This window comes from Sphaerisporangium fuscum (assembly GCF_018531465.1).
GTDB lineage: Bacteria > Actinomycetota > Actinomycetes > Streptosporangiales > Streptosporangiaceae > Sphaerisporangium > Sphaerisporangium fuscum.
Window position 1 is genome coordinate 1 of the sequence record NZ_JAHDTF010000005.1, and the last position, 13,008, is coordinate 13,008.

13 protein-coding genes, 1 tRNA gene and 1 pseudogene are annotated in these 13,008 nt (G+C 67.2%); 11 read left to right on the forward strand and 4 right to left on the reverse strand.

From position 1 onward, the window contains the following. From KIK05_RS07305 to KIK05_RS07340, 8 genes and pseudogenes are all read left to right on the forward strand, one after another. Positions 1-791 (forward strand): annotated as a pseudogene (locus tag KIK05_RS07305) (hypothetical protein); the annotation flags it as partial. Next, entirely contained in the window at positions 788-2,032 is a 1,245-nt protein-coding gene (locus KIK05_RS07310; protein ID WP_214409819.1) for a hypothetical protein, read from the forward strand. The pseudogene KIK05_RS07305 and the gene KIK05_RS07310, both read left to right, overlap by 4 nt. A 139-nt stretch (positions 2,033-2,171) precedes the next feature. Beyond that, complete coding sequence (locus KIK05_RS07315) at positions 2,172-2,390, forward strand: hypothetical protein (RefSeq protein WP_214409820.1); 219 nt, start codon at positions 2,172-2,174, stop codon at positions 2,388-2,390. Between the two features lie 8 nt (positions 2,391-2,398). After that, positions 2,399-3,358 carry a DNA cytosine methyltransferase gene (locus tag KIK05_RS07320; protein WP_214409821.1) on the forward strand — a complete coding sequence of 320 codons (960 nt, stop codon included), beginning with the start codon at positions 2,399-2,401 and terminating at the stop codon, positions 3,356-3,358. Then, positions 3,355-3,519, forward strand: coding sequence for a hypothetical protein (locus KIK05_RS07325; RefSeq protein ID WP_214409822.1), 165 nt, complete (start codon positions 3,355-3,357; stop codon positions 3,517-3,519). Before KIK05_RS07320 ends, KIK05_RS07325 begins: the two co-directional genes overlap by 4 nt. After that, entirely contained in the window at positions 3,516-5,471 is a 1,956-nt protein-coding gene (locus KIK05_RS07330; protein WP_214409823.1) for a DUF3987 domain-containing protein, read from the forward strand. The genes KIK05_RS07325 and KIK05_RS07330 overlap by 4 nt, the downstream gene beginning before the upstream one ends. Before the next feature lie 27 nt (positions 5,472-5,498). Next, complete coding sequence (locus KIK05_RS07335; protein WP_214409824.1) at positions 5,499-5,696, forward strand: helix-turn-helix transcriptional regulator; 198 nt, start codon at positions 5,499-5,501, stop codon at positions 5,694-5,696. After that, positions 5,696-7,078, forward strand: a complete 1,383-nt coding sequence (locus tag KIK05_RS07340) for a tyrosine-type recombinase/integrase (protein WP_214409825.1) — start codon at positions 5,696-5,698, stop codon at positions 7,076-7,078. The genes KIK05_RS07335 and KIK05_RS07340 overlap by 1 nt, the downstream gene beginning before the upstream one ends. A gap of 11 nt (positions 7,079-7,089) precedes the next feature. On the opposite strand, the gene KIK05_RS49385 is transcribed toward KIK05_RS07340, so the two are convergent. Together KIK05_RS49385 and KIK05_RS07350 are read right to left on the reverse strand one after the other, a co-directional pair. Then, positions 7,090-7,932 (reverse strand): Crp/Fnr family transcriptional regulator, encoded by an 843-nt coding sequence (locus KIK05_RS49385; protein ID WP_372455575.1) that lies wholly within the window; start codon positions 7,930-7,932, stop codon positions 7,090-7,092. 929 nt (positions 7,933-8,861) lie between these two features. Then, a tRNA-Tyr gene (locus KIK05_RS07350) sits at positions 8,862-8,943 on the reverse strand. A 143-nt stretch (positions 8,944-9,086) separates the two neighbouring features. On the opposite strand from KIK05_RS07350, the gene KIK05_RS07355 reads away from it, so the two are divergent. Continuing rightward, on the forward strand, positions 9,087-9,578 hold the full coding sequence (locus KIK05_RS07355; RefSeq protein WP_214409827.1) for a YajQ family cyclic di-GMP-binding protein: 492 nt from the start codon (positions 9,087-9,089) through the stop codon (positions 9,576-9,578). Between the two features lie 613 nt (positions 9,579-10,191). Here the strand turns inward: KIK05_RS07355 and KIK05_RS07360 are convergent. Both KIK05_RS07360 and KIK05_RS07365 read right to left on the reverse strand, forming a co-directional pair. After that, the gene (locus KIK05_RS07360) at positions 10,192-10,578 is read right to left on the reverse strand and encodes a hypothetical protein (protein WP_214409828.1); all 387 of its coding nucleotides are present in this window, start codon (positions 10,576-10,578) and stop codon (positions 10,192-10,194) included. Continuing rightward, on the reverse strand, positions 10,575-10,853 hold the full coding sequence (locus KIK05_RS07365; protein ID WP_214409829.1) for a hypothetical protein: 279 nt from the start codon (positions 10,851-10,853) through the stop codon (positions 10,575-10,577). Before KIK05_RS07365 ends, KIK05_RS07360 begins: the two co-directional genes overlap by 4 nt. A 414-nt stretch (positions 10,854-11,267) precedes the next feature. Here KIK05_RS07365 and KIK05_RS07370 point away from each other — a divergent pair, with 414 nt between their 5' ends. Beyond that, a complete protein-coding gene (locus KIK05_RS07370) occupies positions 11,268-12,347 on the forward strand; it encodes a hypothetical protein (RefSeq protein ID WP_214409830.1) in 1,080 nt (359 codons plus the stop codon). 49 nt (positions 12,348-12,396) lie between these two features. After that, positions 12,397-12,972: a pyridoxamine 5'-phosphate oxidase family protein gene (locus KIK05_RS07375; protein ID WP_214409831.1), complete on the forward strand. Its 576-nt coding sequence runs from the start codon at positions 12,397-12,399 to the stop codon at positions 12,970-12,972. The last annotated feature ends 36 nt before the right edge of the window (positions 12,973-13,008 follow it).

The following is a 13,008-nucleotide window of genomic DNA, read 5'->3' on the forward strand; positions in this document are numbered from 1 at the left end:
TCCGGGTTGACCAGCCCGGCGGCGAACGCCGCGACTGGCTGACGGACCTGGAAGAAAAGGCCCGTACCCGCCGGCCGATCGTGCCGCTGTGGCTTCGCTCGCGCACCGAGGCCATCCACACCCTTCGCTGGGTCGGCGCGCACTACGCGCACGTCACCGGCTACCAACTCGCCCGCGCCCCGCTGTACGCCGGACGGCTGGCCTTCCGTTCCCCGCGTGGGTTCGCGCGGCTGGTCGGTGGCATGGTCAAGTGGACATGGGACCTGGAAGGCGAACCGGTACGGCTGGCCGCCGTCCAGAAGGCCGACCCCGAGAACTACCTCAAGCTTTCCCGCCAGCGTGACGCCCGCGTCCGGCTGCGCGTGTGGGTCTCCGGCGCCACCCTGGTCACACTGCTGATCGCGGGCATCCTGGTCGCCTCGGCGCCCACCGCCGCGCAATGGGGTGCCCTCGCCGTCGCCCTGGCCGTTCTCGGCGTGCTCGGCAAGCCCGCCGACCGGCCGCTGATCAACCGCGCCGTCATCCCCACCAGCGTGGAGAAGCTCACCAGCGACATCGTGATCCGCGCACTGACCGCCATCCGCGTGACCGGCCTCACGGCCAAGAACGCCGACATCCGCTTCGTGGCGCCGATCACCCGCGACGGCCCCGGCTGGCGTGCCGACATCGACCTCCCCTACGGCGTGACGGTGGCCGATGTGCTGGAGGAGCGGCCCCGGCCTCGGCGCTTCGCCGGCCGCTGGGCTGCATCTGGCCCGAGGGTGACCGCGCCATCCACGAAGGGCGGTTGATCCTGTGGGTCGGAGACAAGGACCTGTCCAAGACCAACGTGCGGTTCGCTCTGACCAAGGCCAACAGCCACGACGTGTTCAAGGGCATCCCGTTCGGCAACGACCCCCGAGGCCGCACCATCACCGTCCCGCTGATCCAACACAACGTGCTGATGGGTTCGCAGCCCGGCCAGGGCAAGACCGCCGCGGTGCGCGCATTGGCCTGCGGCGCAGTGCTCGACCCCACCGCGGAGCTGTGGATTCACGAACTCAAGGGCACCGGCGACCTCGACCCGCTGGAGATCAACTGCCACCGCTTCATCTCCGGCATCGAAGACCCCGCCATCGGCTACGCCGCCGATTCGCTCACCCTGCTGCGCAAAGAGGTCATGCGCCGCGCCGCCGCCCTCAAAGCCCTGCCCGCCGACCTGTGCCCGGACAAGCGCGTCACACGGGCCATCGCCGACAAGCGCGCCCTCGGCCTTCACCCGCTGGTGGCCATCTTCGACGAGTGCCAGAACCTGTTCGCCCATCCCGAGTACGGCAAGCAGGCCGGCGATGACGCCGAGTTCATCATCAAACTCGGCCGCGCCCTCGGCGTGGTGCTCATCCTGGCCACCCAGCGCCCCGACAAGGCCAGCCTCCCCACCGGCGTCAGCGCGAACGTGTCCATCCGGTTCTGTCTGCGCGTCGGTGGCCAGGTCGAAAACGACATGATCCTTGGCACCTCGGCCTACCAGAACGGCATCCGTGCCACCACCTTCGTGCCCGAGGCCGATGCCGGTATCGGCTACCTGGTCGGCGCGACCCCAATGCCCAAGGTCGTGCGCACCGCCTACCTCGACACCCTCGCCACCAAGCGCATCTCCGACCGCGCCCACGCCCTACGGCAGGCCGCCGGCACCCTGTCCGGTCACGCCCTCGGCGAGACCCCCGCCCCCACCGCACCGGCGCACGACCTGCTCGCCGACATCCTCGCCGTCGTCGCCCCCTCCGAGGCCAAGGTGTGGAACGAGGTCGTGGTCGCCCGGCTGGCCGAACTTCGCCCCGAGGTCTACGGCCCCTGGATGGAGCTGGAGGCCGACGCCCGCGCCGCACAGCTCACCACCGCGCTCAAGCCCTACAGCGTCCGCACCGGACAGGTATGGGGCACCCCCGAGAGCGGAGGCAAGGGCGCCAACCGGCGCGGCATCACCCGCGACGACATCACCACCGCCATCACCGAACGTGACGGAAAGCGCGGTTCCGGCACCGCGTCCTGACCCGCGAACCGGTGCTAGGTCTAGCACCTTCCCCCGCTAGACCTAGCACCCCCGCTAGCACCCCATCCACTCATCTACCAGCGAACTAGCGTCTAGCGCCCCACCTGCGAAAACCCCGGAAACTGCCCTGGAGGCCCCTGTGGGACCCCTCATAGCCCTGCTAGTCCTCTGCCTACCCGCCGTCACGCTCGGTTACATCGGGTTCTGTCTCGCCTCCCCGTGGGGCACCTGCAAGCGGTGCCGACCCGGCGGCAAGAACCGCACCTGCCGCGCCTGCGACGGCACCGGAATGCGCCCCCGCATCGGCTGGCAGCTCTACGTCTACGCCCGCCGTCTCCACCGCGACGGCACCCGATGACCGCCCTCATGACCGCCGGTTCGATGTGCAGCGGATACGGCGGCCTCGACCTCGCCGTCTCCGAGGTACTCGGCACCCGGCTGCTGTGGGTCGCCGACAACGACCCCAACGCCGCACTCTGCCTGGCTCACCGCTTCCCCGACGCGCCCAACCTCGGCGACATCCGCGCCGTCGACTGGGCGCGCGTACCCGCTCCGGACGTGGTGGCCGCCGGCTTTCCCTGCCAGCCCGTCTCATCCGCCGGTCTCGGCCTCGGCCTGGACGACGAAAGGTGGTTGCTCGATGACATCGCCGATGCTGTCGGCCGAATGGAACCACGACCCCGGCTGCTCGTGCTCGAAAACGTCGATGGGCTGCTGTCTGCAAACCGTGGGCACGCTATGGCCCGAGTCGTATCTCGACTGGCCGCGCTCGGCTACATGGGACGCTACCGGGTTCTACGAGCATCCGACGTCGGCGCCCCGCACCAGCGCGCCCGGATCTTCATCCTCGCCTGGCCTGCTACCGACCCCGCGCACCTCCGACACCAACGGCACCGGCACCCGGGGCAACGGCGGCCCGGACCTGCGCACGGTGGTCAGCCTGCTCCCCACCCCCAGAGCGACGGACGGCACCCATGGCGGCCCCAACCAGCGCGGCAGCTCCGGAGACCTGACCCTGCCGTCACTGACGGTCCGGCTGTCGAGTGGGGACGCTACGAAGCCGCCATCCGCCGATGGGAACACCTCACCGGACGCCCCGCCCCCTGCCCCACCGAACCCGCCCCGCGAGGCGGCCGGCGACTCGCCCCGCCCTTCTCCGAATGGCTGATGGGCCTGTCCGCCGGATGGGTCACCGCCGTCCCCGACATCAGCCGCAACGGACAGCTCCACCTGATCGGCAACGGCGTCGTCCCCCAACAGGCCATCGCCGCACTGCTCGACCTACTCCCCGATCACCTCGCCCTGGACAGGAAGGAAGCCGCGTGATCGGCCGCACCTACCTCGAACGCGGCAAGCCCGTCGTGATCCTCATCCGCTGGGGACCCGGCGGCGGCCCCCGCAACGTCCTGATCCAACGCGCCGACGGCACCAAAGTCGTCCGCCCCTTCCGCGGCCTGCGCCGCCCCCGAAAGGAGGACACCGAGTGACCCGCCAATCGTCGCGTTCCACCCCCGTGGCAGGCGGCATGAACACCTTGCCACCCCACGACATCGAGGCCGAACAAGCCGTACTCGGCTGCATGCTGCTGTCGAGTGAGGCCGCCACCACCGCCGCCGACATCCTCGCCGAGGCCGATTTCTTCCGCCCCGCACACCAGATCGTCTTCGCCGCGATCGTCGCCCAACAGCAGAATGGACAGCCCGCCGACCCCATCACCATCGCCGACCGGCTGACCCGTACCGGAGAGCTGTCACGCATCGGGGGCGCCCCATACCTGCACACCCTCATGCAGGCTCCGCCCACCACCGCCAACCTCACCCACTACGCGCGCATCGTCGCCGAGCACGCCCACCGCCGCGGCCTCATCACCGCCGGCCAGCGCCTTGCCCAACTCGGCTACACCGACACCGCCGAAGACACCGCCGCCCGCGCCGCCGACCTGGTCACCGGCATCACCACCCCCGCCCGCCCCTGGGACACCCCCGTCCCGCTCGGCACACGCGGTGCCCTGCCCGTCTTCCCCGCGCACGTCTTCCCCGGCTGGCTGGCCGACTTCGTCTGTGCGCTGGCCGAGGAAACCCAGACCCCGCCGGACCTGGCAGGATGCATCGCCCTGGCCGCCGTCTCCACCGCCGCCGGCGGACGCGCGATCGTGTGCGTGCGAGGCACCTGGACCGAACCGGTCAACATCTACACCGTCGTCGCCATGCCACCCGGCTCCCGCAAGAGCCCGGTATTCCGCGCCATCGTCACCCCGCTGCTCAACGCAGAGAAGATCCTCCAAGAACGGATCCAACCGCAGATCACCGAGGCCAAAATCGCGCAGAAGGTCGCCCGCGAGGCCGCCGAGAAAGCGACCGCCAAGGCCACCACCGCCCGAGGGGAAACCGTCCCCGATGCCCTGGCCGAGGCACAAAGCGCCGCCCTGGCCGTCGAGGACATCACCATCCCGGTAGTCCCCCGGCTGGTCAGCGACGACGCCACCCCCGAGACCGCCACAACCCTGCTCGCCGAACAAGGCGGACGCCTGGCCGTACTCAGCGCCGAGGGCGGCATCTTCGCCACCCTGGCAGGCCGCTACTCCGGCACACCCAACCTTGACCTCTTCCTCAAAGGCCACGCCGGAGACCTGCTCATCGTGGACCGGCGCGACCGCCGCGAACGCATCGACAACCCCGCCCTCACCCTCGGCCTCGCCGTCCAACCCGAGATCATCACCGAAATCGCCCGCTCACCCGGCTTCCGCGGCAAAGGACTACTCGGCCGCATCCTCTACAGCCTCCCGGCCTCCAACGTCGGATACCGCAACACCGAACCCGACGCCATCCCCGACGCCGTGTCCGCCACCTACGCCACCAACCTCGAACGCCTCGTCATGAACATGCACGGCTGGGAAGACCCCGCCCGGCTCATCCTCTCCCCCGAGGCCGCCGAGCTGTTCGCCGTCCAACGCCGCCACACCGAACCCCGGCTACGCCCACACACCGGCGACCTGAACCACATCGCCGACTGGGCCGCCAAGTTCGACGGCGCCGTAGCCCGCATCGCCGGACTGCTGCACATGGTCACCCACATTGACGACGGATGGCGCCACCCCATCGCCGGCACCACCATGGCCGCCGCCATGGAACTGGGCGAATACTTCACCGGCCATGCACTCGCCGCCTTCGACGCCATGGGCGCCGACCCCGAGCAAGAGGCCGCCCGCGTCGTCCACGAATGGCTGAGCCGTACTAGGCCCAAGCGCTTCACCGTCCGCGAGGCATTCACCGCACTCCCGCGAGGCCGCTTTCGCAAGGTGACCGATCTGGAAACGCCGCTCGACCTTCTCGAACAACTCGGCTGGATTCGCCGCGAACCCGAACCACCCCGTACCGGCCCTGGCCGCAGGCCCTCGCCCGCGTACGCCGTCCACCCGAGTCTCTGCACTCAGCGATAGCCGGTCCACAACGGAAGGAGCTGCCCTATGCCCTCGGCCGCCAAGCCGAATGAGAAGCTCACCGTTCGCCAACTCTGTGAGGAGCTGCAAATCTCCCCATCGACCTTCTACGACTGGCGCCAGAAGGGCACCGCCCCGAAGTGCATCCGCATCCCGAACGGCGACCTCCGTATCCGCCGATCCGACTTTGAGAAGTGGCTAGACGAACACGAGGACGCCGCCTGATGGACAACATCACCTACAGCGTGCGCTTCTGGAAGACCAAGACCTACAAGGGCGCGAAGGTCACGACCCATACGGTTAGGTGGGTCGTCGGTGGTCGCGAATGGAAGGAACCGTTCCGGAACCTCGCACAAGCCGAGAGCTTCCGGGCGCGCCTGATGACCGCAGCGCGCGAAGGGGAAGCCTTCGACGTGCGGACCGGGCGCCCGATCTCGTGGAAACGCGAAGAGTCCACGCTGAGCTGGTACGCCTTAACACTGGCCTACGTGGACGCCAAATGGCCGTACGCTTCACCGAACCACCGCCGAGGAATCGCCGAAGCCCTCACCGATGCGACCGAAGCCCTTCTGACCAGCGAGGCCGGCGCCCCCTCCCGAGACCTCCGGCGCGCCGCCCTTCGCTGGGCCTACAGCACTCGCATTCGAGACAACGCACGGCCGCCCGCCGACCTCATCCACGTCATTCGATGGCTGGAACAGCACACGATCCAGGTGACAGCGTTCACCGAACCGGGAAAGGGCGCGGCCCTGGCCCGCGCCGTACTCGACAGAGTCAGCCGGACCAAAGACGGCGAATTGGCGGCGCCGAACACCGCCAACCGCAAGCGGATGGTTCTCAACAACGCGATGGAGCACGCCCGCGAGATGGGCGTACTACCAGCCAACCCACTCAAGGCCGTGAAGTGGACAAAGCCTCGCACACTTACCACGGTGGACCCTCGAACAGTCATCAATATCGATCAAGCCCGGCGGTTCCTCACAGCCGTCCGCCGGCACAGCGAACGCGGAGCGCGAATGCAGGCGTTCTTCGGCTGCATGTACTACGCCGCCCTGCGGCCGGAGGAAGTTGTTGACCTCCGGCGCGAGCACCTGGTGAGCTTGCCTGACGACGGATGGGGAGAGATGCGGCTCACCAACGCCGAACCCCGCGCCGGAAGCCGCTGGACGAACAACGGCCAGCCACGAGAGCGCCGCGCCCTCAAGCACCGCGCGGACGGCGAGACACGGCCGGTACCGATTCACCCCGAGCTGGTGACCCTCCTACGGGCGCACCTGAAGGAGTTCGGCACCGGCCCCGAGGGACGCGTGTTCATCGGCCCCCGCGGCGGACTGATGACCGATCGGGCTTACCTCAAGGTGTTCCACGAGGCCCGAGAGCAGGCATTCAGCGCCGAGGAAGCCGCCTCACCTCTCATGGATGTCCCCTACGCCCTCCGGCACGCCGCCGTCTCCACATGGCTCAACGCCGGCGTCCCGGCCCCCCAAGTCGCGGAATGGGCAGGCCACAGCGTGGACGTGCTCTTGCGGGTATATGCCAAGTGCATTCACGGTCAGGAGGGCGAGGCCATGCGCCGCATATGGGACGCCACCAACGGTGGAGCTTAGTTGCCATTGAGCTACTTGGTAAGCAAGTCCCCTAGATTGTGCTGTATAGGGTCGCGCACAATGCGCTCACCCTTGGGAATAGACGCCATTCCCCACGGCGGTTCCCACCACGGCGCATCCGACCCCACCGCCTCCTCCCTCATCCGTTTCAGGTCAACCAGCGAGATTGACCCGTAGACAGTCCGAATTATGCCCAAAGAACGCCAATTTCGGAGAACGCGAGCAACCGAGGCGAGGCTTGCGCCAATCCATGCAGCCAAGTCGGACTGGGACAAGGGGGGTGCCAGGGTTAATAGCTTGTGCTGCTCTGACCTGTTTTCGCCGAATCGATACAGAATGTCGAGCAGCAACCGGGCAAGGCGAGTACTGACATCTAAGTGACTAGAAGCTCGGGCTTGTATACCTATATGTAGCTGCGTAATGGCACAGTTCACGAGCATCTGTTGAACCGCTGGCACGCTGGCTATCAGCGCTGAAACCCTTCCTGAAGGAACCTCAAGCACGACCCCTTTCTTCAGGACAACGGCTCGCGTGATCCCGTTACGCCCCAACCAGTAAGGGCGCGCAGGTTCAATTGCATGCAGGACGCTAACCAGATCCCCCGGCCCTGAGATATCTACGACCGTTCGGCTATGTGGCCCGACCTCCACCTCAAGTCGGGTCCAGCAGCCTGGCATCAATACAGCAAGTTTGGACATGCCATCCGAGAGGATGATGTCGCCTTTGTAGACTGTTCTGCTGGTTGCTTGCTTTCGGAAGCTGGCTTTCTCAGACGCCGAGAGCCCTTCCCAGAAGGTGGGCTGATTAGACAGAACCCGCTTTGGCATCGATCTACGCCTTCCACCAGATCCCATATAGAGCCCACAGGATCGCCGGTATCGCACCCAGTAGCGCGGTGAGAGCGAGAAGGACTCGCGCAGCACGGGCGGGCGCCAGCTTTGCGAGGTGTACGGTGGCGTACCCTGCCATGTAGACGATGGCAAGCGTTACAATAACGCCGGCGACCATCGTGAGCGTCTCTCGCATCATCAGACCTCCAACACCTCTTCGCCGAGCGGCTTTCGGGACGTAAGTTTGTACGGCGTGGCAGGAGCCGTATGAGAAGAGATTAGAGGAAAGGGCGACTTAGGGCACCTCGCCCTCTCTCAGAGGCGATTTACCCCCCACATTCGCCCTCTGAGCAGGCAAAACAGCCCGCCATGATCTACAGAATCATCGCACTGGATAAGGTGCCAGGGGGATAGAAGTTACACTTCTCAGCAAATGCCCTGGTTAAGCCGGGTGAGGATTTTCCCCCATGCGAGTTCTTTCGGTATGTTGGTGCGCACTGATGTCCTTGCCTCTTCGCCGAGCGCATCGGGCTATCAGTCCAAGAGGGGCGGGGAGTTCCGGGGTGGCAGCCGGAGCGCCCCGCCCCTCACCTCACCTCAGGAGACATTGATAGTCCTGTCCATAGCCGCGCTCACCATCGGCAAGGATCAGGCTCGTTTCGTTGAGCACCCCCTGCCAGCTTCAGACGATCAAAGGCTGCGTACAGCAGAGAGGCTCACGCCGTGAAGTGGGTGAGTGCAGCTGCTCGGCAGGAGCGGGGATGGTGCGTGGCCGTACCGACGGCCGGCACGCCGAAGCCATGCCGGATCACGAACGCTGCGAAGCCCGAAGACTTGGCCGCGTATTGGCCGCGACGGCCCGTAGAGCGCCGTTGCCAGCCGCAGACAGCCGGACACAAAGCAAGAGGCCCGCCACCGCGTTTCCGCTGGTGACGGGCCTCTTTCGCCTGGTGTGGCAGGTCCAGGGTTCGAACCTGGGTAGGCTGAGCCGACGGTTTTACAGACCGCTCCCTTTGGCCACTCGGGCAACCTGCCTTGTCTTCCGCTGTCGCGGTGACAGCAAGAAGAATAGCGGACTTCCGGGGTGACTGTGACACCGGTTTGGGTCCGGGGTGATCCACACGCGGTTCGGCTCGGGTCGCTAGGGTCGGAGACGACGAGAGAGGACACCTATACCGATGGCCGACAGCAGTTTCGACGTGGTGAGCAAGATCGACCGGCAGGAGGTCGACAACGCGCTGAACCAGACTGTCAAGGAGGTTGGGCACCGCTTCGACTTCAAGGGCACAGGCGCGAGCATCGCGTGGTCGGGTCAGCAGGACATCCAGATCAAGGCGAACAGCGAGGAGCGCGCGAACGCGGTCCTGGACGTGTTCAAGGAAAAGATCATCAAGCGCGGCCTGTCGCTGAAGATCTTGGACGCGAGCGAGCCGAAGCTGTCCGGCAAGGAGTACCACCTGGTCGTGGGCCTCAAAGAGGGCATCGACCAGGAGAACGCCAAGAAGATCTCGAAGATCATCCGTGACGAGGGTCCCAAGGGGATCAAGGCGCAGATCCAGGGTGACGAGCTTCGCGTCAGCTCGAAGAAGAAGGATGACCTTCAGGAGGTCATCTCCCTGCTGAAGGGCAAGGATCTCGACATCGCCCTCCAGTTCACGAACTACCGCTAGAGGGGCGTCCGAACCCCACTGACGCCGCACGCCGTCCCTCACCCGATACGGTCACTCCGCAGCATCGCGAGGAGGACCAGGGTGAGGCCGGCTCTCGCCACGGGCGGATCGGATGGCGAGTGGTAAGAGGACCCCGTCCCACCCCTGACCTAATAGCCGTCCCACACCCCTGCACCAGCGGATAGGGAAGCCAGTCAGACGACCGTTTCACACCCGCTGACCCCACAGCCGGTACGAGGGGACCCGCACTTCGGGCCGGCGTCCGGGTCGAATTCGAAGATCCGCGAGGTGACGGCCCGTTACGTCTCACCGTGTTCGCCACGGCCGTCAACTAGCCCCCTTACGGGCCGGTGAGGAACCAGACCGTCGAGGTGACCACAGTGCCCCGGGACGCGGCCTGCCAGAAGTCCTCTTCTCCGTGACCTCAGGTGACGGGATCCCCCGGCAGACCCGAGATCAGTCCGCCGGACCCCTGGCAGGTCCGGGCACGGTCGGCCGATCCCTGGCAGACCTCAATCCGACGGTCCCTGACAAGTCCGGGCACGGTCGGCCGATCCACCGGTGTAGGACGCTAGCTCGAGTCACCGGGGACCGGGGTGGAGAACCAGGCGGGTCAGGGGATGGGGTCGATGGTGACTCGGGGGTCCAGGAGGGTCAGGTGGTCGCCCCGGTCGGTGAGGATGGGCCAGCGGGTGTTGCGGGCGCACCAGACGACGTGGCCGGCCACCACGTCGTTGGCGCCGTCGAGGAGTTCGCCGATGTCCGGGGCCTTGCCCGCCGTCAGGTCGTCGATGGTCACCCCTGGCCCCATCAGCAGGTCGAAGAGTTCTGCCTGGGTGTCGAGGGGGGCGATGGAGTACACGGCGGCCAGCGCCGAGGACGGGACGCACAGGCCGCCGCCTCGGTAGAGGCACATGGCGACGATGTGGCGCGAGTAGCGGGTCTTGGCGACGGCGATGTCGACCAGAGCGCTGACGTCGAGGACGCGTCCAGGGATCATGACACCCGTGACCGGGTCATGGGCGGGCGGTTGACCTGGGTCCACTCGTCGTCGGACAGGGGAGGGACGTCGAGGGCCGCGGCGGCGGCTTCGAGGTCCTCACGGTCGAGGCTCCATCGGGACATCAGTGTGATGGCCGCGTGTCTGGCTTCGATGTGCTGCTGCACGGCTGAGCGGATGATGTCTTCGACCCTGCGTCCTTCGAGATGCGCCTGGCGGACGAGGGCCTCGGTCTGGAGGTCGTTCAGCCGGATGGTGAAGGAGGAGTGCCCCATACCGCGACGGTAGACGTTGGATCCGCGGCTGGCACCCCTTTCGGCACCAAGCTGTCGTCCCCAAGCAGAGAACATTTTCCCGTTACAGGTCTATTCACCACAAAGCACGCCGCCTGGTACAGGACGCGGGCGACGTGGGCGTCGGGGTATCCGGCCGTGGAGACACCAGCCCACGTCGGGACATCCGGCCGTGGAGACACCAGCCCACGTCGGGACATCCGGCCGTGGAGACACCAGCCCACGTCGGGACATCCGGCCGTGGAGACACCAGCCCACGTCGGGACATCCGGCCGTGGAGGCGCTGGCCGGCGTCGGGGCCCTCTGCCAGTGGTCGCCTCCGTGATCTGACGCTGAATCGTGACCCAACCTTTCGTCCCGCGGCCGCATCTATCCGGGGTGACGAAAGGATTCGCCATGAAGCAAGCGCGTACGCTCGCTCTCCTCGCGATGGCCGCCGCCGTGGTGGCCGCGGGTGCGGCGAGCCCGGCGGAGGCGAAGACGGGAGCCGCCTCCACCGCGACAAAGGCGAAAGAACTCACGAAGACCGCGACGGCGGTCAAGGCCGAGAGCGCCGCGAAGTCCGCGAAGGCCGTTCGGTTGGCCTGGGTCGCCGGCTGCACCAAGAAGGGCGAGCAGGGGCCCTGCGGGCCCTGGCGGCTGGTGCTGCGGGGCGGGAAGACGGTCGCGCTGGCGGACGCCCTCGTGCGTCCCCTCGACGCGGACGGCAAGGTCGACACCACGGCGACCGCGCCGCTGGCGGTGAGCGGGAACGGCAGGCGGCTCGTCTATGTCCGCAAGTCCGATCACAGGCTGGTCTGGAAGGACCTCGGCGGAGCCAGGGCGCACCTCCTGCCCGGCAGGACGTCGAAGGTCCCCAAGGGGCTCGGCATGCCGGACGTCGACCTCGCCCTCTCCCCTGACGGCGACAGGCTGCTGATCGACTACGCCGACGCCAGTGACAAGCTGCCCACGCTGATCATCCCGCTGCGCGGCGGCCACGTGGCGAAGCTGCCGGGCGGCGAGGCCGTGCAGGGGTTCAGCCCGGACGGCCGGCATCTCCTGGCCGCCCGGATCACCTCCGACAACACCACCAGGTTCGTCGTGTACGACACCGAGGGCAAGCAGGTGGAGAGCCGCGAGGTCCCGCAGGTGGTGTCGAACAACTCGCCGGTGGCGCTGGCGGACGACGGCGTGACCGTCGGCGTCGTGGTCAGCCCGGCCTCCGGCAGGCCGCGCCTGCGGCAGTACGACCTGTCCAGCGACACGGTCTCCCCCGCCGTGACCCTCCACGTCCGCTCGGACGAGACCCCGATCCAGCTCGCCTGGGACAAGTCGGGTGGGCTCACGCTATGGACTGCGCACGCCAAGAGCAATGACGCCCCGACCAGCCGCGTGACGGCGAGCACGGTGGATCCCGCCGACGGTCGCCTGATCAGAGTCGATTCGTTCAGGGTGAAGCCCAGCATGTTCGACTGGAAAACTCCCGGCGAGTGACCGCAAGGCCCTCCGGGTAAAGCCCCGAATACCTGGGCTAGGAGGGCAAATGGGAAAGGTCTACGAGAGATTAGACGACCGGCTGCGCGCGTTCATCTCCACGCAGCCGGTATTTTTCGTCGCGACGGCTCCCGAACGCGGCGGCCACGTCAACGTCTCCCCCAAGGGGTACGCCGACACGTTCGCCGTGCTCGACGACATGACGGTCGCCTACCTCGACCTCGACGGCAGCGGCGTGGAGACCATCGCGCACCTCCGGGAGAACGGCCGCATCACGATCATGTTCGCGGCGTTCTCCGGCCCGCCCAAGATCCTGCGACTGTACGGCCGGGGCCGGGTGGTGGTGCCGGCCGACGAGGAGTTCGGGCGGCTGCTCGAGCGCTTCGGACCGCATCCCGGGGTCCGCTGCGTCATCGTCGTGGACTGCGACCGCATCGCCGACTCGTGCGGGTACGCCGTGCCGTTCATGAAGTACGAGGACGACCGCAGCCTGCTGGACGACTGGGCGCAGCGCAAGGACGTCCAGCAGAGGCGGAACTACCGGGCCAGGAACAACCGGGAGAGCGTCGACGGCATCCCGGGACTGCGTCCCGAGGAGACCGACCCGGTGGCCCATCACTCCTGAGTTCCAACCTCCCAGGCCCTCGCTCGCGTTGGTAAC